The organism is Rhodococcus olei (assembly GCF_039540555.1).
GTDB classification, from domain to species: Bacteria; Actinomycetota; Actinomycetes; order Mycobacteriales; family Mycobacteriaceae; genus Rhodococcus_G; species Rhodococcus_G olei.
This window is the reverse complement of the sequence record NZ_BAABFB010000044.1, coordinates 213,524-238,428: the sequence shown is the minus strand read 5'-3', so window position 1 is coordinate 238,428 and position 24,905 is coordinate 213,524. Positions and strand designations below refer to the sequence as shown.

Genomic DNA, 24,905 nt, shown 5'->3' with positions numbered 1-24,905 from the left:
TCTCGGCTCAGTCGTTGAAGTTCGTCAGGCCTGGACACCGAAGGGCAGCGTGAATCGCACGTCGCCCTCGACGATGTCGCGCATGTCGGGGATGCCGTTGCGGAACTGCAGGGTCCGCTCGAGACCCATGCCGAACGCGAAGCCGGTGTACTCGTCCGGGTCGATGCCGCTGGCCCGCAGCACCTTCGGGTTCACCATGCCGCAGCCGCCCCACTCGACCCAGCCGGCTCCGCCCTTCTTGCCCGGGAACCAGACGTCCACCTCGGCGGACGGCTCGGTGAACGGGAAGTAGTTGGGGCGCATGCGGGTTCGCGTGTCCGGCCCGAACAGGGCCCGCGCGAACGCATCGAGGGTGCCGCGCAGGTGCGCCATCGTCAGACCCTTGTCCACCGCGAGTCCCTCGATCTGCGAGAAGACCGGGGTGTGGGTGGCGTCGAGCTCGTCGGTGCGGAACGTGCGGCCCGGGCAGACGACGTACAGCGGCAGCTCGCGCGAGAGCATCGACCGCACCTGCACCGGCGAGGTGTGGGTGCGCAGGACCTGGCGCGAACCCTCGGGCGCGACGTGGAAGGTGTCCTGCATCGTGCGCGCCGGGTGGTCGGGCAGGAAGTTCAACGCGTCGAAGTTGAAGTGCTCGGTCTCGACCTCGGGTCCCTCGGCCACCTCCCAGCCCATCGCCACGAAGACGTCGGTGACCTGTTCGGAGATGATGGTGATCGGGTGCCGGGCCCCGGCGGGGCGACGGCCGACGGGCAGGGTGACGTCGATCGACTCGGCGACCAGCACGGCGGCGTCCCGTTCCGCGAGGAGCACCTCCCGGCGGGCGTCGTAGGCGGAACTCGCCCGGGTGCGGGCGGCGTTGACGCGCTTGCCCGCGTCGGCCTTCTCCTTGCCGGGCAGCGTGCCGAGGGCACGACGCACCAGTGACAGCGTCGCCTTGTCCCCGAGGTGGTCGATCTTCGCCTTGGCGAGCGCGTCGAGGTCCGACGCCGCGGTGAACGCCTGCTCCGCCGCATCCGCGGCCGCGGCGAGCGACTCCTCGGTCAGCGCCTGCGCGTCGATGGTCGGTGCACTGTCGCCCTCGTACTTGGCCACGGCTCGTGAAACTCCTCGTGTTCGGTTCTGCTCGCGCGTTCTGGCAAATTCTATGGTGTCGGCCCGGTCGTCCTGTGCTGCACCCGCGCGCTCGCGTACAGGCAGATCGCGGCGGCGGTCGCGAGGTTCAGGGACTCCGCCCGCCCGTGGATCGGGATCCGCACCCGGTGGTCGGCCCGCGCCGCCAGTGCCGGGTCCAGACCGTGCGCCTCGTTGCCGAACAACCAGGCCGTCGGCCGCGCCAGCAGCTCGTCGGCGTCGTCGAGATCGACCTCGCCGTCCGCGGCGGTGGCCAGCACCTGCACCCCGGCCGCGGTGATCGCGGCGAGCACCGCGTCGACGTCACGCTCGCGGGCGATCGGCAGGTGGAACACACTGCCCGCCGACGACCGAACGCACTTTCCGTTGTGCGGGTCGACGCTGTCACCGGCCAGGATCGCCGCGTCGGCGCCGACGGCGTCCGCGACCCGGATCACCGTGCCTGCGTTCCCCGGGTCGTTGATCTCGACCGGCACCGCGAGCAGGCGTGGCCGCGACCCCAACGCGTCGGACACCGGGACGTCCACGGTCCGGCACACCGCGACCAGGCCAGGCGGGGTGACGGTGTCCCCGAGCGCCTTCGCGGCCCGGTCGGTGACCGGAGAGACACGTACCCGCTGCGCGAGCGCCCGTTCGACGAGGTCGGCGTGCCGGACGGCGGCGTCGGTCGTGACGAACAACTCGTCGATGCGCCCGGTGTCGAGGGCGGCGGTCACCGAATTCGCGCCCTCGGCGAGGAACCGTCCCGTCTTGCGTCGCTCGGCGGCGCGCAGCAGCTTGACAGCAGAAACGACCCGTGGCGTCCGCTCGGTGAACGGGTCCACGGGTCGTTCCTGGATCGGCTTGCTCAGGCCGCTTCCCCGGCGGGAGCGTTCACGTCGGCCGGCAGCGCGGCCTTCGCGACGGCGACCAGGCCGGCGAACGCCTCGGCGTCGGAGACGGCCAGCTCGGCCAGGATCTTGCGGTCGACCTCGACACCAGCGGCCTTCAGGCCCTGGATGAAGCGGTTGTAGGTGATGTCGTTCGCGCGGGCGGCGGCGTTGATGCGCGAGATCCACAGCTTGCGGAAGTCACCCTTGCGCGCGCGGCGGTCCCGGTACGCGTAGGTCAACGAGTGGAGCTGCTGCTCCTTGGCCTTGCGGTAGAGGCGCGAACGCTGGCCGCGGTAGCCGGCGGACGCCTCGAGAACGGAACGGCGCTTCTTCTGGGCGTTGACTGCCCTCTTTACGCGTGCCACTGAAAAAATCCTGTCAATCGGTCGAACGCGCGGCGAGCGCGCCCGAAGGGTGGGGAGAAGGTCGAATCAGATGCCGAGCAGGCGCTTGACGCGGGGAACGTCGGCCTTGTCGACCACGGCGACGCCGTCGAGACGACGGGTGACCTTGGTGGCCTTGTGCTCGAGCAGGTGGCGGCGGCCGGCCTTCTGGCGCAGGATCTTTCCGCTGCCGGACACCTTGAATCGCTTCGCGGTGCCGCTGTGGCTCTTGTTCTTGGGCATGGAGTCCTCAGTTTCCGTTTCTTCTACTGCTGCGTACTTCGTGCTGGTCTGGTCAGCTCGCCGGCGTCTCGGGCGTCTCCGGCTGCGCGGCCGGGGCGGGGGCCGGCGCCGCGGGCGCCGGGGCGGCGGGCGGACGGCCGCCGCTCTGAGCCTGCTCCTGTGCCTTGACCCGGGTCTTGGCACCCTTGTGCGGGGCCAGCACCATCGTCATGTTCCGGCCGTCCTGCTTCGCGGACGTCTCGATGAATCCGAGGTCGGCGACATCGGCGCCGAGGCGCTGCAGGAGCCGGAAGCCCAGTTCGGGGCGGGACTGCTCGCGGCCGCGGAACATGATCGTGACCTTGACCTTGGATCCGGCCTCGAGGAAGCGAACGACGTTGCGCTTCTTGGTCTCGTAGTCGTGATCGTCGATCTTCGGGCGGAGCTTCTGCTCCTTGATCACGGTCTGCTGCTGGTTCTTGCGCGATTCGCGCGCCTTCTGCGCGGCCTCGTACTTGAACTTGCCGTAGTCCATGATCTTGCACACCGGCGGACGCGCGTCGGGCGCAACCTCGACGAGGTCGAGGTCGGCATCCTGTGCCAAGCGGAGTGCATCTTCAACACGCACGATGCCAACCTGCTCACCACCAGGTCCGACGAGCCGGACCTCGGGTACGCGGATGCGCTCGTTGATGCGAGTCTCAGTGCTGATGGGGCCTCCTAGGTAGAGCGGCGTGGTCGTCCTGACCGCCCGCAGCCCGCCTGCCCACGTCCCCAACAAAAGAACCCCGCTGGAGAGATCCAGGCGGGGTCCGATGTCGACCGATCACGCGACGCGGCGCTTGCGCACCTGCCCACGCCCCCTCGGGGGACCCGGGTCCAGAGCTTCCGAGGAAGCCTCGAACCCGAGCGACCGGAACCGTTGACCTGCGAATACACTTCGCGGAACAGCGGTGGGAGTCGGACTCCACTTGCTGCCCCCGACGTCGTCAGGGGCGGTCGTGTGTGAAAGTCTAGCAGCCATGACAGATGCATCGCACGCAGGGGAACAGCACACCGCCGAGTTCGACGAGGACACGGCGGTTCGCGAGCTGGCGGACGTCCCCGCGGTCGAGGTCATCAGCCGCGCGGCGGTCATGCTGATGAGTTCCGCCGCCGAGAAGCTCGGACTGTCCGCCGCCGACCCGGAGGACAGCCCGCACCTCGACCTCGACGAGGCCCGGCGCGTGATCACCGCACTCGCCGGCCTGGTCGCCGCCTCGGTCGAGTACCTGGGCCCGCACGCGGGTCCGATCCGCGAGGGCCTGCAGGCGCTCCAACGCGCGTTCCGCGAGGCGTCGGCGTACCCCGACGAGCCCGGCAAGGGCCCGGGCGAGAAGTACACCGGCCCCGTGTACTGATCCACCCCCGGAGACTCGCACGACGCCGCGAACACTCCCAACAGCTGTGTCGTACGTCACATCGAGGTCACGAATCTGTTTCGCCGAATCCTGGACGGACGCCCGGAACCCTCGTGTACAAAGGTCGGCGAATGCAGTGGAGGGCACCACATCGCGGACCCGATCCCCGAAATGCAGCGACGGGATTGCGCCCGCGAGGCGGTCACTGCGATCGGGGGATCATCACTGAAGCCGTCGTCGGGATACCCGCATGCCAAGCGGGGACGGCACCTGATCGATTCCGGCAACCAGCCGGCCGGCACCTGCATGTGCCACGGGTCGGATCAGTACATCACCATCAAGGAGACACCATGCCTGCTCCCGGCGACGTCGACGGCCTCTTCGGGTCGCTCGCCAACATCGTCAACTCGATCATCGCCGGCTCGTCCGGCGGCGGACTCCCCGGCACCGGTACTGGCACCGGCACCGGCACCGGCACCGGCACCGGCACCGGCACCGGCGTCTGACCTGCCGCAGCTGTACACGGGAGGCCCGGGGACCGATTCGGTCCCCGGGCCTCCCGTTCTTCGTTCACACTGCCCGGCTCACACCTTCGCCGCGGCCTTGCGCGGTGCCCGTCGGCGCTTCGGCGGTGCGGCGGCCGCGACCGGCGACCCGTCGAGCACCTCACGCAGGAACCGGCCCGTGTAGCTCTCCGGGACCGCGGCAACCTCCTCGGGGGTCCCCTGCGAGACCACCGTGCCGCCCCCCGAACCGCCTTCGGGGCCCATGTCGACGATCCAGTCGGACGTCTTGATCACGTCGAGGTTGTGCTCGATTACGATGACCGTGTTGCCCTTGTCGACGAGCCCGTTCACCACCCCGAGCAGTTTGCGGATGTCCTCGAAGTGCAGACCGGTGGTCGGCTCGTCGAGGATGTAGACCGTACGACCCGTGGACCGCTTCTGCAGCTCGGCGGCGAGCTTGACGCGCTGCGCCTCGCCGCCGGACAGCGTCGGGGCAGGCTGCCCGAGCCGCACGTAGCCGAGCCCGACTCTGACGAGGGTCTCGAGGTAGCGGTGAATCGAGGTGATGGGCTCGAAGAACTCGGCGGCCTCCTCGATCGACATGTCGAGGACCTCGGCGATCGTCTTGCCCTTGTAGTGCACCTCGAGTGTCTCCCGGTTGTACCGGGCCCCGTGACACACCTCGCACGGCACGTACACGTCCGGCAGGAAGTTCATCTCGATCTTCAGGGTGCCGTCACCGGAGCACGCCTCGCACCGGCCGCCCTTGACGTTGAACGAGAACCGGCCCGGCTGGTAGCCGCGGACCTTCGCCTCGGTCGTCTGCGCGAACAGGGTCCGGATCTTGTCGAACACGCCGGTGTAGGTGGCCGCGTTCGACCGCGGGGTCCGACCGATCGGCGACTGGTCCACCTGCACCAGCTTGTCGAGCTGGTCGAGGCCGTTGACTCGGGTGTGCCGGCCCGGCACCCGACGGGCGCCGTTCAGCTTGTTCGCCATCACGGTCGCGAGGATGTCGTTGACCAGCGTCGACTTGCCGGAGCCGGACACTCCGGTCACCGAGGTCAGCACCCCGAGCGGGAAGCTGACGTCGATGTCCTTCAGGTTGTGTTCCTTCGCGCCGACGACGGTGACCTGCCGCTTGCGGTCCACGGCCCGGCGCACCAACGGCACCTCGATCGCGGCCCGACCGGACAGGTAGGCGCCGGTCAGGGACTCCTCGCACTCGAGCAGCTGCCGGTAGGGCCCGCTGTACACGACCCGGCCACCGTGCTCGCCGGCGAGCGGGCCGATGTCCACGACCCAGTCGGAGGTGCGGATGGTGTCCTCGTCGTGCTCGACGACGATCAGGGTGTTCCCGAGGTCCCGCAACCGGGTCAGGGTCTCGATCAGCCGCCGGTTGTCGCGCTGGTGCAGACCGATCGACGGCTCGTCGAGCACGTAGAGCACGCCGACCAGACCCGACCCGATCTGAGTGGCCAGGCGGATCCGCTGCGCCTCACCACCGGACAGGGTGCCCGCGGCCCGGGACAGCGACAGGTACTCGAGGCCGACGTCGAGCAGGAAGCCCAGCCGCGCCTGCACCTCCTTGAGCACCTGCCCGGCGATCGCCTCCTCCCTCGCGCCGAGGGTCAGCGAGTCGAGGAAGCGCGCGCAGTCGGCGATCGACAGCTCGGAGACCTCGGCGATCGACATGCGTCCGTGTTCGCCCGCCTCGATCGTCACCGACAGGATCTCCGGTCGCAGCCGGGTGCCGTCGCAGGCCGGGCACGGCACGTCCCGCATGTAGCCGTCGTAGCGTTCCTTCATCTGCTCGGACTCGGTCTGCTCGAGCCGGCGATGCAGGAACGGCATGACGCCCTCGAACTCGGCGTAGTAGGAGCGGGTGCGGCCGTACCGGTTCTTGTACTTGACGTGAACCTGGTGTTCGCTGCCCTCGAGAACCGCCCGGCGCGCCTTCGCAGGCAGCTCGTTCCACGGCGCGTTCACGTCGAAGCCCATCACGTCGGCCAGACCCGTCAGCAGCCGGCCGAAGTACTCGGACGTCTGCCCCATCGACCACGGCGCGATCGCTCCGTCGGCCAGGCTCAACTCCGGGTCGGGTACGACCAGGTCCGGGTCCACCTCCTTGCGGATGCCCAGACCCGTGCACTCCGGGCAGGCCCCGTACGGGGAGTTGAACGAGAACGACCGGGGCTCGAGGTCGTCGATCGCGAGCGGGTGGCCGTTCGGGCAGGCCAGGTTCTCCGAGAACCGGCGCTCCCGGTCCGGAGCGTCCTCGTCGCGGTCGACGAAGTCGAGGACCACGATGCCGTCGGCGAGACGCAGGGCCGTCTCGACCGAATCCGTGAGCCGCTGCTTCGCACTCCCCTTGACCGCGAGGCGGTCCACCACGACCTCGATGTCGTGCTTCTCCTGCTTCTTCAGCTTCGGCGGGTCGGTCAGCTGGTGGACCACACCGTCGATCCGCACGCGCGCGTACCCCTGCGTGTTCAGCTGCTCGAACAGGTCGACGAACTCGCCCTTGCGGGTACGGACCACCGGCGCGAGAACCTGGAAGCGGGTGCCCTCCTCCAACGCGAGGACCTGGTCGACGATCTGCTGCGGCGTCTGCTTCGCGATCCGTTCGCCGCACACCGGGCAGTGCGGAGTGCCGGCCCGCGCGTACAGCAGCCGGAGGTAGTCGTAGACCTCGGTGATGGTCCCGACGGTCGACCGAGGGTTGCGATTGGTCGACTTCTGGTCGATCGACACCGCCGGGGACAGTCCCTCGATGAAGTCGACATCCGGCTTGTCCATCTGGCCGAGGAACTGCCGGGCGTACGCGGACAACGACTCGACGTAGCGACGCTGCCCCTCCGCGAAGATGGTGTCGAACGCGAGCGACGACTTGCCCGAACCGGACAAGCCGGTGAAGACGATCAAGCTGTCGCGGGGCAGGTCGATGTCGATTCCCCGCAGGTTGTGCTCACGCGCCCCTTGCACGATCAGGCGGTCCGCCACACTGAATCCCTTCTGGATGTTCTCGGCCGACCACATGGTAGGCCGATGGTCCGACACGGTTTCGCGCCGATGCGGACGCGGGTTCGACACGAGCGGTCCGACTGACCCACCACGGACCCCGATCCGACGGTAACCTCACCTCATGGAGCCGCAGCAGATGCGAATCGACGACCACTACACCGGGGTGTTGACGCCGGGCGCCGACCCCCAGCGCCGCACCCTCGCGGACGCCACCATCACGAAGATCTCGGTCGGCCCGATGGACAACAACGCCTACCTGGTCGTCGACGCCGGCACCGGTGAGGCCCTGCTGATCGACGCGGCGAACGAGGCGGACCGGCTGACCAGCCTGCTCGCGACCGCGGCCCCGCACCTGGGGTCGATCGTCACCACGCACCAGCACCCCGACCACTGGCTGGCGCTCGCGGAGGTTGCCGCGGCGACGGCCGCACCCACGATCGCGCATCCGCTCGACGCCCCCGCCCTGCCCGTCGTCCCGGCGCGCACCGTCACCGACGGCGACCTGGTGGAGGTGGGCCGGCTCGCGCTCGAGGTGATCCACCTGTCCGGTCACACCGAGGGGTCGATCGCGTTGGCACTCACCGACCCCGCCTCCGGCCAGGTCCATCTGTTCACCGGCGACTCGCTGTTCCCGGGCGGGGTGGGAAAGACCGCCGACGCGCAGAAGTTCGACTCGCTGTACCGCGACGTCATCACGAAGTTGTTCGAGCGGTTCCCCGACGACACCGTCGTCTACCCCGGACACGGTCGCGACACCACGCTCGGCGCCGAACGTCCGTTCCTGGCCGAGTGGCAGGAGCGCGGCTGGTGAGGTGACCGCCCCGCCACCACCCGGCGAGAGGAGCACGGCCATGACCGATCCGATCACCGACCTGGACCGACGCTACAGCGAGTCCGGGGCCGCCCCGGTGGACTGGTGGTGGGCGCGACAGGTGGTGAGCGACGCCGAGCTGTACTGGCTCACCACGGTGCGGCCGGACCGGCGGCCACACGTCACGCCGCTGATCGGGGTGTGGCTGGACGAGGCCCTGCACTTCTGCACCGGCCCCGACGAGCGCAAGGCACGCAACCTCGACGTCAATCCGGCGGTCGCGGTGACCACGGGCACCAACGCGTACGCCGAGGGCTATGACATCGTGCTCGAGGGCGAGGCGGTCCCGGTGCTGGACGTCTCCACCCTGGTCCGACTCGCCGACGGGTACGTCGCGAAGTACGGGCCGCAGTGGCGGTTCGAGGTGATCGAGGGGGGATTCCGCGGCGGCGGCGGACCGGCCCGGGTGTACCGGGTCGCGCCGGTGACCGCGTTCGGGTTCGGGAAGGGTCCGTTCACGCAGACCCGGTGGCGGTTCACGGCATCGCGATCAGGCCTTTCTGCGGAGCACCTCGCGGGCAATTAGACTCGCTGGGCCCTTTTCCCGAGTCCGCCCGAGGAGACCTCTTGCCCGACGAGGCCCAGATCCGTGACGACCGCGACGCCGGCGCGCAGGACGAGCAGGAGCGCGAACAGCGGTACGTCACGATGTTGTACGAGCGGCTCGACGGATTGCGCGAGTACACGAAGGCGCGCCTGAGCGCGGTGCTCCTGCAGACGGGCGGCACGCCGCAGGCGCGCAGCGAACGCGAGTCGTTCACCCAGATGTACACCGAGGACATCGCCAAGTACGACGCGGCGGAGAACGGCCTGTGCTTCGGGCGGATCGACCTCGACCCCGACGCACCCGACGGCGACGCGCTCCGGTACATCGGCCGGGTCGGGATCCTCGACGAGGACCACGACTTCGAGACCCTGCTGCTGGACTGGCGGGCGCCGCTCGCCCGGCCGTTCTACCTCGCCACCACCGCCTCCCCGGAGGGGGTGACGCGGCGGCGGCACATCCGCACCCGCAGTCGCAGGGTCACCGGTCTCGGCGACGAGTACCTCGACCTCGCGGCGGCCGAACGGGCCGGGGTGGTCGACGGGGACGGCGGTGTCGCGGGTGAGAGCGCGCTGCTCACGGCGCTCAACGCGGCGCGCACCGGGCAGATGACCGACATCGTCGAGACGATCCAGTCCGAGCAGGACGCGATCATCCGGTCGACGCACAAGTCGGTGCTGGTGGTCCAGGGCGGTCCCGGCACCGGCAAGACCGCGGTCGCGCTGCACCGCGCGGCGTACCTGCTGTACACGTACCGCCAGCAGCTGGCGAAGTCCGGCGTGCTGATCGTCGGTCCGAACGCGACGTTCCTCGACTACATCGGCCAGGTGCTGCCGTCCCTCGGCGAGACCGGTGTCCTCCTGTCGACGATCGGCGACATGTACCCGGGTGTGACTGCGACACAGCATGATTCGCTCGACACCGGGGAGGTCAAGGGATCCCTCGACATGGTCGCGGTGCTCAAGCAGGCGGTCCGGGACCGGCAGCTGGCGCCGGTGCGCCCGATCACGTTGCCGTTCGACACGTACACCGTCACCCTCGACCGCAAGATCGTCACGCGGGCCCGCGGGCGCGCCCGTTCCTCGCGGCGCCCGCACAACCTGGCCCGGCCGATCTTCGTCGCGACGGTGATCGAGGCGCTCGCCGACCAGTTCGCGGCGACCGTCGGCGCGAACGTGCTCGGCGGGGCGAACCTGCTCAGCCGCGACGACGTCGCCGACATCCGCGACGAGATGCGCCAGGACGCCGAACTGATGGCGGCGATCGACGACCTGTGGCCGATGCTGTCGCCCCAGCAGGTGCTGACCGACCTGTTCCAGTCCCGCGATCGGCTCGCGTCCGCCGCCCCGGACCTGGACGACGGGCAGCGCGAGCTGCTCTACCGGCACCGGCACGAGGGGTTCAGCGCGGCGGACGCCCCCCTGCTCGACGAGCTGGCCGAACTGCTGGGCGTCGACGACGCCGCCGAACGCGACCGCGCCGCCCGGCAGTGGCGGGCGCAGATCGCGGACGCGCAGGACGCGCTCGACATCCTGACCGGGTCGGCGCCCCAGGACCTCGAGGACGAGCTCGATCCGGAAATCCTGATGGCCTACGACCTGATCGACGCGAGCACGCTGGCGCAGCGTCAGGAGATGCGGCAGCGGCTGACCGCCGCGGAACGCGCGGCGGCCGACCGGACCTGGACGTTCGGGCACGTCATCGTCGACGAGGCTCAGGAGCTCTCGGCGATGGCGTGGCGAATGCTGATGCGGCGCATCCCGAATCGCTGGATGACCCTCGTCGGCGACACCGCCCAGACCGGCGACCTCGCGGGCAGCTCGTCGTGGCAGTCGGCGCTCGAACCGTACGTGGCGAACCGATGGAAGCTCACCGAGCTCACCGTGAACTACCGCACGCCGTCGGAGATCATGGCCGTCGCACAGGACGTCCTGGTGGAGATCGACCCCGCGCAGTCGGTGCCACGTTCGGTGCGCGATGCCGGGAATCAGCCCTGGGCGCACCGGGTTCCGGACGACGGTGTCGTCGACGAGGTGCGGCGCCGCGTGGCCGACGAGACCGGGCCGGGCCTGGTGGCGGTCCTCACCAGCGAGGACGGCGTCGACGAGTTGCGTGACCTGCACGGCGGTGCGGTGAGCGTGCTGTCGGTCCGCGAGGCGAAGGGACTGGAGTTCGACGTGGTGATCATCGTCGAACCGCAACGGATCGTGGAGGCGTCACCGCGCGGCATGAACGACCTGTACGTGGCGCTCACGCGGGCCACGCAGCGTCTCGGCGTCGTGCACGCTCGCCCGCTTCCCGACGCGTTGTCCAAACTGGTTGCGGTGCACTAGAACCCGCGTGCGCCGGTGGAATGCCGGCGCACGCGGATCCGGTCAGCGGACGGTGTGGACGATCAGCACGTCGCAGGTGGACTTGCGGGCCGCGTCGGACGGCACCGAGCCGAGCAGGCGTCCGGTCAGGGTGTTCAGACCCCGGTTGCCGACGACGAGCAGGTCGGCCTCGACCTCGTCGACGAGCTCGAGCAGCGAGTCGACGGGCGCGCCGACGACCGCGCGCTCGACCACGTCGGCGGAACCGGCCGCGTGGGCGCGCTCACGGGCGGTGCGCAGGATCTCGTAGGTGGGGGCCGAACCGGTGATCTGGTAGGCGTCCTCACGCAGGGAGTCCTGTGCCGCCTCGATGTCCTTGGGATCCGCCGGGTAGTACGCGCAGGCGATGACGAGCTTCGCGCCGGCGTCGGCGGCGAGCGTCGCGGCCTTGTCCACCGCTTTCAGTGACGAATCCGAGCCATCGGTCCCCACGACGATGGTGCGGTAGGCACTCATTCATTCCTCCGGTATCTCGTTCGCGCCACCAGCGGTGGCGCGGGTGTCCTGGCCGGTTGCCGACCGACATCGCGTCGGGCCCCGGACCGCTGCGGCAAACCCTAGTCGGATCGCCGTCTCCGGCGTGGGAATTGCGTTCCAACCCACAGCGGCCGTGTCCGGATAGATTGGCTCTCATGTCCGTTTCCCGGCCGCGCAGACCACGGACGGTGGCCGCCGCGGCCGCGGTCGTGCTGGTGCTCCTGGTGACGGCCGCGCTCGCCGTCGTCCCGGGCCGCGGCGGCCCCGGGACGACGCTCTCGGACGTCACCGTCCCGACGGCGGAATCCCCGGGCAGCGGGAACTCGATCTCGATCGACGCCCGGCTGTACGTTCCCCGGCACACTCCGGCGCCGGCCGTGCTGCTCGCCCACGGATTCGGGGGGTCGAAGGAGACGCTGGCCGACCAGGCATCCGATCTGGCCGCCGACGGCTTCGTCGTGCTCGCGTACAGCGCCCGCGGATTCGGGGCGAGCACGGGATCCATCACCCTCGACGACCCGGACCGGGAGGTCGCCGACGCCCGCACCCTGGTCGACTGGCTCGCCGCACGGCCGGAGGTCGAGCGGGACGGTCCGGGCGATCCGCGGATCGGGGTGACGGGCGCGTCCTACGGCGGTGCGCTGGCCCTGATGCTCGCCGGCACCGATCCCCGGATCGACGCGGTCGCCGCGTCGATCACCTGGAACGACCTGGGGCAGGCCCTGTTCCCGAACCGCGGCGTGGTCCCCGACAGCGCCGCGGCACCGCCCGCACCGACGCCGGCCGCGTCGCCGTACGGCGGTCCCGGTGTCCTGGCGCGCGGCTGGGCGGGAATCTTCTTCGGCGCCGGAGCGTCCGGCGCCGGACAGCCGGGCATCCCTCCGGACGGGCCGTGTGGGCGGTTCGACCCGGCGATCTGCCTGGCGTACGCCCCCGCGGCCGAGTCCGGCCGGCCGACACCGGAACTGCTGGCGATGCTGCGGGAGCACTCCCCCGCCTCGGTCGCCGACCGGATCACCGCACCCACGCTGTTGCTGCAGGGCCAACAGGACACGCTGTTCGGGCTCGATCAGGCCGACGGGACGGCCCGGCAGATCGCCGCCACCGGCACCCCCGTGCAGGTGCGCTGGTTTCCCGGCGGCCACGACACCGGCGGGGACTCGGCGAGCAGCCGGGCGGCCGCCGCGGCCTTCCTCGCGGACCGACTGCGTGACGAGCAACCGTCCACCCCCGGTGCCCCGCTGCCGTTCTCGTTCACCCTGCCGGGGGCCACCGGCGACCAGGGCCGGCAGTCGTACCGGCGGATGTCGGCCCCGGACTATCCCGGGCTGACGCCGGCCACGGCGGCGACGCCGCGGGAGCCGTTGCCCCTGTCGGGTCCGCCCCAGACGGTCGACCGTCCGCCGGGCGCGACCCCGGCGGCACTGTCGTCGGTCCCCGGGCTCGGCGGCGCCGCGGACCTGCTGACGAACCTGCCGGAGGCCACGGATCCGCCCGGCCAGACCGCGCGGTTCGCGACCGCACCCCTGGAGCGCCCGCTCGCCGTCACCGGCACCTCGACCGCGCAGCTGACGGTCACCGCGACCGCGGCGCCGGGGACCGCGGTGCTGTTCGCGAAGCTGTACGACGTGAGCCCGCAGGGCCGTCACGTCCTGCCCGGCGGCGCAGTGTCCGCCGTCCGGCTACCCGATTCACCTGCCGGGCAACCGGTTCCGGTGACGGTGACACTGCCCGCGATCGCCTACCAGGTGCCGCAAGGCCATCATCTCGAACTCGCCGTGACGACCACCGATCAGGCGTACGCGACCCCGCTGTCCCCGGCCCGGTTCACGATCGCCCTCGCCGGCCCGGCCCTGGTCGCGCCGAGTGTGACCGCGACGTCGGCCAGTCGGGCACTGCCGGTGGCGCCGCTCGCCGGAATCGGCGCGCTCGGGCTCGCGGTCGCCGTGCTCGTCGCGGCCACCACCCTGCGGTCGCGGCGCCGAACGATCGCGCAGGTCGACCCCGGTCTGGTCGACACCCCGCTGGTCGTGACCGGGTTGCGCAAGACCTACGGCAACCGATTCCGCGCGGTCGACGGCGTCGACTTCACCGTCCACCGCGGGCAGGTGCTCGGCCTCCTCGGACCCAACGGCGCCGGCAAGACCACCACCCTGCGGATGCTGATGGGCCTGATCTCCCCCACCGCGGGCGAGATCCGGGTGTTCGGGCATCTGGTGACACCCGGCGCACCGGTGCTGTCACGGCTCGGATCGTTCGTGGAGGGATCGGGGCTGTTGCCGCACCTGAGCGGGATCGACAACCTCCGCCTGTACTGGCAGTCGACGGGGCGACCGGAGTCCGAGTCGCGGATCGACGAGGCCCTGGCGATCGCCGACCTGGGCGACGCGGCGGCCCGGAAGGTCCGCTCGTACAGCCAGGGCATGCGGCAGCGGCTCGCGCTCGCCCAGGCGATGCTGGGCCTGCCGGACCTGCTCGTGCTGGACGAACCGACGAACGGCCTCGACCCGCCGCAGATCCGCACGATGCGGGAGGTCCTCGTGTCCTACGCCCGGGCCGGCCGCACGGTGCTGGTGTCGAGCCATCTGCTCGCCGAGGTCGAGCAGACGTGCACGGACGTGGTCGTGATGAACCACGGCCGGGTGATCGCGACGGGCACCGTGGAGGAGTTCACGTCCGCACAGGGAGCCACCGAGTTCCTCGTCGACGACGCCGACTCGGCCGCGGCGGTGCTCGCCCCGATCGCCGGCACGGTGGCGCGGGTCGATGCGGGACGGTTGCGGGTGGACCTCGGCGACGCCGACCCCGCCGACGCGGTGCGCGTGCTGGTCGGTGCCGGGGTCGCGGTCCGGCGGGTCACGCGACCCACCCGCCTCGAGGACGTGTTCCTGCAGTTGGTGCACACCGCGGACCATCGTGAGGAGTTGCCATGAGGGCCGACGACCGCGCCGTTCCCGCCGACGGCCGTGCGCCCGGATACCGGGCCCGCCGCACTCTCCCGCTGCGCACCGAACTGGTCCGGCAGTGCAAGCGGCGCCGCACGCACGTCGCGCTGGGTTTCCTGGCGGCGCTGCCGCTGGTCCTGATGCTCGCGTTCGCGATCGGCGGCGGCGGATCGTCCACCGGCACCACCGATCTGATCGAGCTCGCGACCCGCGGCGGAGTGAACTTCACCGTCTTCACCCTGCTGATGTCCGTCGGCTTCCTGCTGATCGTCGTGGTCGCGCTGTTCTTCGGCGACGCGGTCGCCAGTGAGGCGTCGTGGTCGTCGCTGCGGTACCTGCTGGCCATCCCGGTGCCGCGCAGTCGACTGCTGCAGCAGAAGGCGATCGTCTCGGCGGTGCTCTCGGTTGCGGCGCTCCTGCTCCTCGTCGGCGTGGCGTTGGCGGCGGGCACCGCCGCCTACGGCACCGGTCCACTCGTCACGCCGTTCGGCGACTCCCTGGGCTACGCGGAGGCCGTCGGCAGGCTCGCGGCCGGCCTCGGGTACGTCGCGGTGAACCTGACGTGGGTGGCGGGCCTGGCGCTGCTGCTGTCGGTGCTCACCGACGCGCCGCTCGGTGCGGTGGGCGGCACGGTGATGGTCTCGATCCTGGTGCAGATCCTCGACCAGATCACCGCGCTCGGCCACTGGCGGGACTACCTGCCCGGCCACTTCTCGTTCGCGTGGACCCGATTCCTGGCACCGACCGTCGACTGGCACGACGTCGTCGTCGGGTCGTTCTCGGCGCTCGCCTATGCCACGGTGTTCGCGGCCGCGGCGTGGCTCCGGTTCGCGCGCAAGGACATCACCAGCTGAGCGGCCCTCGGCCGTCTACTGCAGCCCGGCCGCGTCCATACCCCGAAGTTCCTTCTTCAGGTCCGCGATCTCGTCACGCAGCCGGCCGGCGAGCTCGAACTGCAGGTCGCGGGCCGCGTTCATCATCTGGTCGGTCAACTCCTTGACCAGGTCGGCGAGTTCGGCGCGCGGCATCGACTTCACGTCCCGGCCCTCGTACACGCCGGCGCTGACCGCGCGCCCGGCCTCGCCCTGCGCGCGCCGACCGCGGCTGACGTTGCGCCCGGAGCCGCCGATCTCGACATCGGTGTCGTCGGCCTCCTCGTACACCTGGTCCAGGATGTCGGCGATCTTCTTCCGCAGCGGCTGCGGGTCGACACCCATCTCGGCGTTGTAGGCGACCTGCTTCTCGCGGCGCCGCTCGGTCTCCTCGATCGCCCGGGCCATCGAGTCGGTGACCTTGTCCGCGTACATGTGCACCTGCCCGGACACGTTGCGGGCGGCGCGGCCGATCGTCTGGATCAGGCTCGTCGTGCTGCGCAGGAACCCCTCCTTGTCGGCGTCGAGGATCGCGACCAGGGACACCTCCGGCAGGTCGAGGCCCTCGCGAAGCAGGTTGATGCCGACCAGCACGTCGTATTCGCCGAGACGCAACTGCCGGAGCAGTTCGACGCGGCGCAGCGTGTCGATGTCCGAGTGCAGGTAGCGCACCCTGATCCCGAGTTCGAGCAGGTAGTCGGTGAGGTCCTCGGCCATCTTCTTGGTCAGTGTCGTCACCAGCACTCGTTCGTCGCGCTCGGTGCGCTGCCGGATCTCGTGCACCAGGTCGTCGATCTGGCCCTTCGTCGGCTTGACGACCACCTCGGGATCGACCAGGCCGGTCGGGCGGATGACCTGCTCGACGAACTCGCCACCGGCCTGCCCCAGCTCGTACGCTCCCGGCGTCGCGGACAGGTACACCGTCTGGCCGATGCGCTGGGTGAACTCCTCCCAGGTGAGGGGGCGGTTGTCGGTGGCCGACGGCAACCGGAAGCCGTACTCGACGAGGTTGCGCTTGCGGGACATGTCGCCCTCGTACATCGCGCCGATCTGCGGGACGGTGACGTGCGACTCGTCGATGACGAGCAGAAAGTCCTCCGGGAAGTAGTCGATCAACGTCGCCGGCGCGGACCCGGCCGGCCGGCCGTCGATGTGCCGCGAGTAGTTCTCGATGCCCGAGCAGAAGCCGACCTGCTTGATCATCTCGATGTCGTAGTTCGTGCGCATCCGCAGCCGCTGCGCCTCGAGCAGCTTGCCCCGGTTCTCGAGATCGGCGAGCCGCTCCTCGAGTTCGGCCTCGATGTCCCGGACCGCGCGTTCCATCCTCTCCGGGCCGGCGACGTAGTGGGTGGCCGGGAAGATCCGCACGGTGTCGACCTGCCGGACGACGTCGCCGGTCAGGGGGTGCAGGTAGTACAGCGCCTCGACCTCGTCGCCGAAGAACTCGATGCGCACCGCGAGCTCCTCGTAGGACGGGATGATCTCGACGGTGTCGCCGCGGACCCGGAACGAGCCGCGGGTGAACGCCACGTCGTTGCGGGTGTACTGCACGTCCACCAGCAGCCGCAGCAGGGCGTCGCGCTCCACCTCGACGCCGACCTCGAGCTGGACCGACCGATCGAGGTACGACTGCGGCGTGCCGAGGCCGTAGATGCACGACACCGACGCGACCACGACCACGTCGCGGCGGGACAGCAGGCTCGACGTCGCCGAGTGCCGCAGCCGCTCCACGTCGTCGTTGATCGACGAGTCCTTCTCGATGTAGGTGTCCGTCTGCGCGATGTACGCCTCGGGCTGGTAGTAGTCGTAGTACGAGACGAAGTACTCGACGGCGTTGTGCGGCAGCATCTCCCGCAGCTCGTTCGCGAGCTGGGCGGCGAGGGTCTTGTTGGGCGCCATCACCAGCGTCGGCCGCTGCACCTGCTCGATCAGCCACGCCGTCGTCGCGGACTTGCCGGTGCCCGTCGCGCCCATCAGCACGACGTCCTTCTCCCCCGCGTTCAGCCGGTGGGTCAGCTCCGCGATCGCCTGGGGCTGGTCACCCGCCGGCCGGTGTTCACTGACCACCTGGAACCGGCTGTCGGAGCGTTCGACCTCGCCGACCGGCCGGAACTCGGAGTGCGCGACGACGGGATGCTCGGATGCGAACGCCATTGCACCAGACTAGGCGCACCCACCGACACCGCCCGCGACGCCGCGACCTGAGACGCGGACGCCGACACGCTAGGTTCCCAGGCATGCACGTGCACCCTCCGAAGGTGGAGGCCTTCAACCTCACGGACCGAACCAACACCGACCCGAAGGGCTTCATCCGGGAGGTGGAGCACTACCGCGTGCACCCCTGGGGTCTGTACATGGCCCGCCACGCAGACCACCCGCACTTCCACTACCTCGAGTCCTGGCTGCTGCCCGACCTCGGACTCCGGGCGTCGATCTTCCACTACCACCCCTATCACGCCCGCGACCAGGACCGGTACGTCGACATCGGCGACTTCACCCGCGGCACCGACGTCTGGCGGTCGGAGGACCACTACCTGGACCTGGTGGTCCGCACGGGCCGTGACACCGAACTGCTCGACGTCGACGAACTGCTCGCCGCCTATGCCACCGGCCTCCTCGACGCCGCCGCGACCGAACGCGCCATCGCGACCGCGACCCGCGCCGTGGACGGCATCGCCGCCCACGGCCACGACCTCGACGCCTGGCTCGCCGCGGAAGGGATGCCGGTCAGCTGGCGTTGACCGCGCCCGTCACCGGTCCGCGGCCGTCCAGCCGGTCTTCTCGGCCCACCCCATCGCGCGGTGGTACGCGTCGTCGAACCACGGCGTCTTGACGTCGAGGTACCGCGCGGTCGCGGCCTCGACGTCGGACCCGTCAGCCGCGGCGGCGGCCGCACGGCGCTTGAGGTCGAGGTACTCGTCGCGGGCAGCCGGGTCGGCGCGCAGCCAGTCCCGGAACACCAACGCGAACCGCTGCCCCGGCCAGCCGTCCACCCGGACGTGCACGTGAGCCGGCCGTCCCGGATCGGCGGATGCATGGAATCGCTTGTCCCACAACGACGGATCGGCCTCCCCGCCGATCCCGTAGATCGGTTTCGGGTCGTCGCGCGTGACGTCGGCGACCCGGGGGAAGCCGGCGCCGGCGAGCCGCTCGGCGAGGGCGTCGGCCGCGTCGAGGTTCCGGACCGTCACCTGCAGATCGATCACGTCCTTCGCGTCCAGGCCCGGGACCGCGGTGGATCCGACGTGGTCGACCCGCACCGCGTCCTCGCCGCACACGAACCGGAGACGCTCGACCAGCCGCCGCCCCTGCTCCGCCCACACCGGATTCGCGGCGGCCAGGACCGGAGGGACCCGCACCGCAACGGAATTCGCGATGTTCTCGGCGTACCCCTGCAACCGTTCCCACAACGCCTTCACGACCGGATCCAGTGCCCCCTGCGGACCGCTGTTGTCCAGCCAGACGTCGGCCGCGGCCCGGCGCTGATCGTCGGTGGCCTGTGACGAGATCCGGGCTCGCGCATCACCCTCCGGCATGCCCCGCAGTTCGACCAGGCGGCGAACCCGTTCCGCGGCGTCGACGTACACGACGACCACCAGGTTGAACGCCGCGCCCATGCCTCCCTCGACCAGGAGCGGGATGTCCTGCAACACCACCGAATCCGCCGGGGCCGCGTCGACCAACTCCGCGGTTCGCGCCCCGATCAGGGGATGTAGGATGCCGTTGAGTCGACCGCGGGCGGCCTCGTCTCCGAACGCCTTGGCAGCCAGGGCCGGCCGGTCGAGCTGCCCGTCGGGCTGCAGTATCTCCGGACCGAACTCCGCCACCAGTGCGGCCAGGCCGGGGGTGCCCGGTTCCACGACCTCGCGCGCGATCAGGTCCGCGTCCACGACGACGGCCCCGAGATCGCCGAGGATCCGTGACACGGTGGACTTTCCAGCTCCAATGCCTCCAGTGAGGCCGATACGTAACACGCACCCCAGTCTGTCACCAAACACGCCCGACGCACATCCGACCCAAATACCCCAGGCACACGCACTTCTCGGCTATCTTCGAGCACGACGTGCCAGGCCACCCACTTCGAGACGAAGGAACCCCATGAGCACCACTCCCATCCAGCCTGGTCGGCACCGTCTTGGCATGGTCGACGGGGTGCACTGCATCCTGATCCCCGAGGTGGCTGCCGCCCTGCAGGAACACCGCCGCAACTGGTTCACCCAGATGCTCAGCCCCGCCCGACACAGCTTCACGGCCATCCGCAAACGCACCGCGGAGATGCAGGGTGCCTGGGCGGCCGGCGCCGCCGCGGTGAACTGACCGCGACCGCCCCGAACCCGCACACGACGACAGCGACCCCACCCGCATCCGGGTGGGGTCGCTGTCGTGTGGAAGAGGGTGCGCGCGCACCGCGACGGTTCTACCGTGAACACATGACTGTCACAGCCGACGACCTGCGCACACTGTTGTCCAGCACCGAACCGGGTGCCACGTTGGTGCTGGAGGAGGGCAGAACGAGGGTGTACTCCGGGGACGAGGTGCGCGAGCGCTCGTCGTGGGTGGTCACGACCCTCGACGACCTGCGGCGCGAACTCCCGGATGCAGGGAACCCGACCGCCCACGACCTCGACGAACGCGCCGCGATGCTCGACGACATGATCGCCGGCCAGGGTGGGTGAGCGCCCGCCCTGCCGGCACCCGGCCCGCATCACCGACCACCACGACGAACGCCGAAGGCCCCGGTCCTGCGAACAGGACCGGGGCCTTCGTCACGTCACCGCCCGTACGGGCGCGACCTGAGACTTACGCGTTGCCGGACAGCTTCTCGCGCAGAGCGGCGAGCTGGGCATCGCTGGCCAGCGAGCCACCGGCCTGCGAGGCGCCGGCCGACTCGCCCTCGCCCGCACCGGACTCGGAGGAGTAGTTCGCTCCGGACGCACCGGCAGCAGCCTCGGCGGCCTCGTCGGCGGCCATCTTCTCCATCTGAGCGGTGTGCATCTTGTGGCGACGCTCGGCCTCCGCGTAGCGGGACTCCCACTCCTCACGCTGCTTGTCGAAGCCCTCGAGCCACTCGTTGGTCTCGGGGTCGAAGCCCTCGGGGAAGATGTAGTTGCCCTGCTCGTCGTAGCTGTCGGCCATGCCGTACTTCGACGGGTCGAACTCGGCGTTGTAGTCCTCGTTCGCCTGCTTCAGCGACAGCGAGATGCGGCGACGCTCGAGGTCGATGTCGATGACCTTGACGAGCGCATCGTCGCCGACGCCGACGACCTGGTCCGGAACCTCCACGTGGCGCTCGGCCAGCTCGGAGATGTGCACCAGGCCCTCGATGCCCTCCTCGACGCGGACGAACGCGCCGAACGGAACCAGCTTGGTGACCTTGCCCGGCACGATCTGGCCGATCGCGTGGGTGCGGGCGAACTGACGCCACGGGTCCTCCTGCGTCGCCTTCAGCGACAGGGAGACACGCTCGCGGTCCAGGTCGACGTCGAGAACCTCGACGGTGACCTCGTTGCCGACCTCGACGACCTCGGACGGGTGGTCGATGTGCTTCCAGGACAGCTCGGAGACGTGCACCAGACCGTCGACGCCGCCGAGATCGACGAACGCACCGAAGTTGACGATCGAGGACACGACGCCCTTGCGGACCTGGCCCTTCTGCAGCTGGTGCAGGAACTCGCTGCGGACCTCGGACTGGGTCTGCTCGAGCCATGCGCGACGCGACAGGACCACGTTGTTGCGGTTCTTGTCGAGCTCGATGATCTTGGCCTCGATCTCCTTGCCGACGTACGGCTGGAGGTCGCGGACGCGACGCATCTCGACGAGCGAGGCGGGGAGGAAGCCGCGCAGACCGATGTCGAGGATCAGGCCGCCCTTGACGACCTCGATGACGGTGCCCTTGACGGCCTCGTCCTTCTCCTTGAGCTCCTCGATGGTGCCCCAGGCGCGCTCGTACTGGGCGCGCTTCTTCGACAGGATCAGTCGACCTTCCTTGTCCTCCTTGGTGAGGACCAGGGCTTCGACCTCGTCGCCGACGGAGACGACCTCGTTGGGGTCGACGTCGTGCTTGATCGAGAGCTCACGGGAAGGGATGACGCCTTCGGTCTTGTAACCGATGTCGAGCAGCACCTCGTCGCGATCGACCTTGACGATGGTGCCTTCGACGATGTCGCCATCGTTGAAGTACTTGATCGTGGCATCGATGGCGGCGAGGAAATCCTCGGCGGAGCCGATGTCGTTGACGGCTACCTGCGGCGAGGTGACGGTGGTGGAGGGCATTTGGTGAAGTGCTCCGGAGGGATAGGAAGTCGGTTGGTGGATGTTCGGTCGGACCACGAACGACCGCCGACGACCCTCTAGAGGTGCCGCACGGCAGACACTCGCGTGCATCAGGGTACGCGACCCGGAGCACGCTGGGCAAACCCGGGTGGCACCGAAATCGGTGCGCGCGTTAGCGTGCGTGTCGCCATGACAGAGCATTCCGAGCAGTCCGCACACTCCGATCAGTCCGTGCAGTCCGGGTCCGCGGCGAACGACGACCGGCACGCCGCGGCCAACGCCGCACTCGGCACCACCGGCTTCAGTCGGGCCCGGCTCGGCTCGGCCGAGAGCGAGCGCGCGAGCCGCGCGTGGTGGGACGCCGATGCCTCCGACTATCACCGCACCCACGGCGAGTTCCTGGGCGTCGACTCGGCCGGCGGCGAGTTCGTGTGGTGTCCCGAGGGTCTGCACGAGGGCGACGTGCACCTGCTCGGCGACGTCGCCGGCCGGGACGTCCTCGAGATCGGATGCGGTTCCGCGCCGTGCGCCCGGTGGCTGGCCGGGCAGGGTGCGCGCGCGGTCGGGCTCGACCTGTCCCGCGGGATGCTCGAACGCGGCCTGGCCGCGATGGCGAGCGGCGGGCCGTCGGTGCCGCTGGTGCAGGCCGGGGCCGAAGCGCTGCCGTTCGCGGATGCCAGCTTCGACATCGCCTGCTCGGCGTTCGGCGCGGTGCCGTTCGTCGCCGACTCGGCTCTGGTGATGCGCGAGGTGGCGCGGGTGCTGCGACCGGGCGGCCGGTGGGTGTTCTCGGTGAACCATCCGATCCGGTGGATCTTCCCCGACGATCCAGGCCCGAAGGGTCTGACGGCGACGATGCCCTACTTCGACCGGACGCCGTACGTCGAGGTCGACGAGCACGGCGTCGCGACGTACGTCGAGCACCACCGCACGATCGGCGACCGGGTGCGGGAGATCGTCGCCGCGGGGCTCGAGCTGCGCGACATCGTCGAACCCGACTGGCCGGAGTGGCTGGACCGCGAGTGGGGCCAGTGGAGCCCGCTTCGCGGCCAGCTCTTCCCCGGCACCGCGATCTTCGTCTGCCGCAAGCCGCTCTCCTGACCTGCCCCGCCCCCCCAGTCGGCGCTCAGTCCGTCGACCGGGGCGGGCGACCGGCCGCCTCCAGCGCACGACGCAGCGCGTACTCGAGCTGTGCGTTCACGCTGCGCAGGTCGTCGGCCGCCCACTTCGCGATCGCGTCGTAGACGGCCGGGTCGAGCCGCAGCAGTACCTTCTTCCGCTCCGCCATGTGCTCTACGAGTACAGCGTTCCCGTGTTGACGATCGGCTGTGTGGCCTTGTCCCCGCACAGCACCACGAGAAGGTTCGACACCATGTTGGCCTTGCGCTCCTCGTCGAGTTCGACGAGGCCCTGCTCCCGGAGCCGGTCGAGCGCGAGACCGACCATCCCGACGGCGCCCTCGACGATCTTCGTGCGCGCCGCGACCACCTGCGCGGCCTGCTGCCGCACGAGCATCGCCTGCGCGATCTCGGGGGCATAGGCGAGGTGGGTGATCCGGGCCTCGATGATGTCGATGCCGGCCAGCTCGGTGCGATCCCGCAGTTCGGCGGTCAACTCGGCCGCCACCTCGGTGCCGTCGCGCAGGCTCGTGCCCGCGGACTGGTCCGAATCGTAGGGATGCGTGGTGGCCAGGTGCCGCACGGCGGTCTCGGACTGGATCGCGACGTACTCCTCGTAGTCGTCGACGGCGAAGGTGGCCTTACCGCTGTCGACCACCTTGTAGACGACCACCGCGGCGATCTCGACCGGGTTGCCGGCCGCGTCGTTGACCTTCAGCTTCGAGGTCTCGAAGTTGCGCACCCGCAACGTGACCCGACGCTTCGTGGTCAGCGGGATCACCCACTGGAAGCCGGCGTCGGACACCGAGCCGACGTAGCGGCCGAAGAACTGGACGACCCGCGCCTCGTTCGGGTTGATCACCGTGAACCCGGTCAGGGCGAGCACGAGCACGACCGCGAGCACGACGGCGACCGCGACCCCGGCAGCGCCCCGCGCCGCGACCGCCCCGGCGATCACGCCGAGGACCACCAACGCCGCCAGCACCACGAACCCGTTCAGCCGAAAGGCCCGATGTTCCATCTCCCCCACCTTTGCTATCGAAGTGATATCACCAAGATATCACTGGGCAAGGCGCGAACGGAACATCCGGCCGATCCGATCGGCCGCACGCGTCCCGTTCGTGCGGCCGGGGACGCGGTCAGAGGAGCTTGGACAGGAACAGCTGGGTGCGCTCGTGTTTCGGGTGCGCGAGCAACTCCCGCGGTTCGCCCGCCTCGACGACGACGCCGCCGTCCATGAACGCGAGCTGATCGGCGACCTCCCGGGCGAACCCCATCTCGTGGGTCACGACGACCATCGTCATGCCCTCCTTCGCGAGGTTCTTCATCACGCCGAGCACCTCGCCCACCAGCTCCGGGTCGAGCGCCGAGGTCGGTTCGTCGAAGAGCATCAGCTTCGGGTCCATCGCGAGCGCGCGGGCGATCGCGACCCGCTGCTGCTGCCCGCCCGAGAGCTGCGCCGGGTAGGCATCCGCCTTCTCGGCCAGGCCGACCTGGTCGAGCAGGTCGCGGGCCCGCACGAGGGCGTCCTGCTTGCGGACCTTCTTGACCTGGGTGGGCGCCTCGATGATGTTCTCGAGGGCTGTGCGGTGCGGGAACAGGTTGAAGTGCTGGAACACCATGCCGATGTCGCGGCGCTGCCGGGCGGCCTGGCGCGGGTGCAGTTCGTACAGCCTCCCGCCCCGTTCGGAGTAGCCGACCAGCTCCCCGTCCACGTACAGCCGGCCGGCACTGACCTGCTCGAGGTGATTGATGCAGCGCAGGAACGTCGACTTGCCGGACCCGGACGGCCCGACCAGACACAGCACCTGGCCCCGCTCGATCTCGAGCGTCACCCCGCGCAGCACCTTCAACGCACCGAAGCTCTTGCACACCCGGTCTGCCTTGACCAT

Annotated in this window: 24 protein-coding genes; 11 read left to right on the top strand and 13 right to left on the bottom strand. The window is 70.1% G+C overall.

Annotated elements, in window-relative coordinates; all coding sequences use genetic code 11:
- Positions 1-24: 24 nt before the first annotated feature.
- The 5 genes from pheS to infC form a co-directional block, all read right to left on the bottom strand.
- A complete protein-coding gene (pheS, locus tag ABD951_RS14395) occupies positions 25-1,095 on the bottom strand; it encodes a phenylalanine--tRNA ligase subunit alpha (RefSeq protein ID WP_345345891.1) in 1,071 nt (356 codons plus the stop codon).
- Positions 1,096-1,145: 50 nt separating this feature from the next.
- Positions 1,146-1,958 carry a TrmH family RNA methyltransferase gene (locus ABD951_RS14390; RefSeq protein ID WP_345345889.1) on the bottom strand — a complete coding sequence of 271 codons (813 nt, stop codon included), beginning with the start codon at positions 1,956-1,958 and terminating at the stop codon, positions 1,146-1,148.
- Between the two features lie 23 nt (positions 1,959-1,981).
- Positions 1,982-2,371, bottom strand: coding sequence for a 50S ribosomal protein L20 (rplT, locus tag ABD951_RS14385; protein ID WP_050065175.1), 390 nt, complete (start codon positions 2,369-2,371; stop codon positions 1,982-1,984).
- Between the two features lie 66 nt (positions 2,372-2,437).
- On the bottom strand, positions 2,438-2,632 hold the full coding sequence (rpmI, locus tag ABD951_RS14380) for a 50S ribosomal protein L35 (RefSeq protein ID WP_345345884.1): 195 nt from the start codon (positions 2,630-2,632) through the stop codon (positions 2,438-2,440).
- Positions 2,633-2,684: 52 nt separating this feature from the next.
- Positions 2,685-3,368, bottom strand: coding sequence for a translation initiation factor IF-3 (infC, locus tag ABD951_RS14375; protein WP_345345978.1), 684 nt, complete (start codon positions 3,366-3,368; stop codon positions 2,685-2,687).
- A gap of 265 nt (positions 3,369-3,633) precedes the next feature.
- Here infC and ABD951_RS14370 point away from each other — a divergent pair, with 265 nt between their 5' ends.
- Positions 3,634-4,011 carry a DUF1844 domain-containing protein gene (locus tag ABD951_RS14370; protein ID WP_345345882.1) on the top strand — a complete coding sequence of 126 codons (378 nt, stop codon included), beginning with the start codon at positions 3,634-3,636 and terminating at the stop codon, positions 4,009-4,011.
- 350 nt (positions 4,012-4,361) lie between these two features.
- Positions 4,362-4,517 carry a hypothetical protein gene (locus ABD951_RS14365; RefSeq protein WP_345345880.1) on the top strand — a complete coding sequence of 52 codons (156 nt, stop codon included), beginning with the start codon at positions 4,362-4,364 and terminating at the stop codon, positions 4,515-4,517.
- A gap of 78 nt (positions 4,518-4,595) precedes the next feature.
- On the opposite strand, the gene uvrA is transcribed toward ABD951_RS14365, so the two are convergent.
- Positions 4,596-7,520 (bottom strand): excinuclease ABC subunit UvrA, encoded by a 2,925-nt coding sequence (gene uvrA / locus ABD951_RS14360; protein ID WP_345345976.1) that lies wholly within the window; start codon positions 7,518-7,520, stop codon positions 4,596-4,598.
- Positions 7,521-7,662: 142 nt separating this feature from the next.
- Here uvrA and ABD951_RS14355 point away from each other — a divergent pair, with 142 nt between their 5' ends.
- The 3 genes from ABD951_RS14355 to ABD951_RS14345 are packed head-to-tail and all read left to right on the top strand — an operon-like array spanning position 7,663 to position 11,289.
- Entirely contained in the window at positions 7,663-8,352 is a 690-nt protein-coding gene (locus tag ABD951_RS14355; protein ID WP_345345878.1) for an MBL fold metallo-hydrolase, read from the top strand.
- A 40-nt stretch (positions 8,353-8,392) separates the two neighbouring features.
- Positions 8,393-8,938: a pyridoxamine 5'-phosphate oxidase family protein gene (locus ABD951_RS14350; RefSeq protein WP_345345876.1), complete on the top strand. Its 546-nt coding sequence runs from the start codon at positions 8,393-8,395 to the stop codon at positions 8,936-8,938.
- 41 nt (positions 8,939-8,979) lie between these two features.
- Positions 8,980-11,289: a HelD family protein gene (locus ABD951_RS14345; RefSeq protein WP_425569853.1), complete on the top strand. Its 2,310-nt coding sequence runs from the start codon at positions 8,980-8,982 to the stop codon at positions 11,287-11,289.
- Positions 11,290-11,331: 42 nt separating this feature from the next.
- Here ABD951_RS14345 and ABD951_RS14340 read toward each other — a convergent pair whose 3' ends face one another.
- A complete protein-coding gene (locus ABD951_RS14340; protein ID WP_345345874.1) occupies positions 11,332-11,784 on the bottom strand; it encodes a universal stress protein in 453 nt (150 codons plus the stop codon).
- Positions 11,785-11,960: 176 nt separating this feature from the next.
- Here ABD951_RS14340 and ABD951_RS14335 point away from each other — a divergent pair, with 176 nt between their 5' ends.
- Together ABD951_RS14335 and ABD951_RS14330 are read left to right on the top strand one after the other, a co-directional pair.
- A complete protein-coding gene (locus ABD951_RS14335; protein WP_345345872.1) occupies positions 11,961-14,738 on the top strand; it encodes an alpha/beta fold hydrolase in 2,778 nt (925 codons plus the stop codon).
- Positions 14,735-15,604: an ABC transporter permease gene (locus ABD951_RS14330; RefSeq protein WP_345345870.1), complete on the top strand. Its 870-nt coding sequence runs from the start codon at positions 14,735-14,737 to the stop codon at positions 15,602-15,604. Before ABD951_RS14335 ends, ABD951_RS14330 begins: the two co-directional genes overlap by 4 nt.
- A gap of 15 nt (positions 15,605-15,619) precedes the next feature.
- Here ABD951_RS14330 and uvrB read toward each other — a convergent pair whose 3' ends face one another.
- A complete protein-coding gene (uvrB, locus tag ABD951_RS14325) occupies positions 15,620-17,776 on the bottom strand; it encodes an excinuclease ABC subunit UvrB (protein ID WP_345345868.1) in 2,157 nt (718 codons plus the stop codon).
- A gap of 83 nt (positions 17,777-17,859) precedes the next feature.
- Here uvrB and ABD951_RS14320 point away from each other — a divergent pair, with 83 nt between their 5' ends.
- Entirely contained in the window at positions 17,860-18,363 is a 504-nt protein-coding gene (locus ABD951_RS14320; protein WP_345345866.1) for a ribonuclease FAU-1 family protein, read from the top strand.
- A 9-nt stretch (positions 18,364-18,372) separates the two neighbouring features.
- On the opposite strand, the gene coaE is transcribed toward ABD951_RS14320, so the two are convergent.
- Complete coding sequence (gene coaE / locus ABD951_RS14315; RefSeq protein ID WP_345345864.1) at positions 18,373-19,596, bottom strand: dephospho-CoA kinase; 1,224 nt, start codon at positions 19,594-19,596, stop codon at positions 18,373-18,375.
- A gap of 124 nt (positions 19,597-19,720) precedes the next feature.
- Between coaE and ABD951_RS14310 the strand changes: the two genes are divergently transcribed.
- Together ABD951_RS14310 and ABD951_RS14305 are read left to right on the top strand one after the other, a co-directional pair.
- A complete protein-coding gene (locus ABD951_RS14310) occupies positions 19,721-19,939 on the top strand; it encodes a hypothetical protein (RefSeq protein ID WP_345345862.1) in 219 nt (72 codons plus the stop codon).
- A gap of 113 nt (positions 19,940-20,052) precedes the next feature.
- Positions 20,053-20,298: a hypothetical protein gene (locus tag ABD951_RS14305; RefSeq protein WP_345345860.1), complete on the top strand. Its 246-nt coding sequence runs from the start codon at positions 20,053-20,055 to the stop codon at positions 20,296-20,298.
- A 124-nt stretch (positions 20,299-20,422) separates the two neighbouring features.
- Here ABD951_RS14305 and rpsA read toward each other — a convergent pair whose 3' ends face one another.
- A complete protein-coding gene (gene rpsA / locus ABD951_RS14300; RefSeq protein ID WP_345345858.1) occupies positions 20,423-21,895 on the bottom strand; it encodes a 30S ribosomal protein S1 in 1,473 nt (490 codons plus the stop codon).
- A gap of 189 nt (positions 21,896-22,084) precedes the next feature.
- On the opposite strand from rpsA, the gene ABD951_RS14295 reads away from it, so the two are divergent.
- A complete protein-coding gene (locus ABD951_RS14295; protein WP_345345856.1) occupies positions 22,085-22,996 on the top strand; it encodes a class I SAM-dependent methyltransferase in 912 nt (303 codons plus the stop codon).
- Between the two features lie 25 nt (positions 22,997-23,021).
- Here the strand turns inward: ABD951_RS14295 and ABD951_RS14290 are convergent, their stop codons facing one another.
- The 3 genes from ABD951_RS14290 to ABD951_RS14280 all read right to left on the bottom strand — a co-directional run bounded on the left by ABD951_RS14290 (position 23,022) and on the right by ABD951_RS14280 (position 24,905).
- Complete coding sequence (locus tag ABD951_RS14290) at positions 23,022-23,183, bottom strand: type II toxin-antitoxin system antitoxin (protein ID WP_345345854.1); 162 nt, start codon at positions 23,181-23,183, stop codon at positions 23,022-23,024.
- A 5-nt stretch (positions 23,184-23,188) separates the two neighbouring features.
- Positions 23,189-24,034, bottom strand: a complete 846-nt coding sequence (locus ABD951_RS14285) for an SPFH domain-containing protein (protein ID WP_345345852.1) — start codon at positions 24,032-24,034, stop codon at positions 23,189-23,191.
- A gap of 118 nt (positions 24,035-24,152) precedes the next feature.
- Positions 24,153-24,905, bottom strand: a complete 753-nt coding sequence (locus tag ABD951_RS14280; RefSeq protein ID WP_345345974.1) for an amino acid ABC transporter ATP-binding protein — start codon at positions 24,903-24,905, stop codon at positions 24,153-24,155.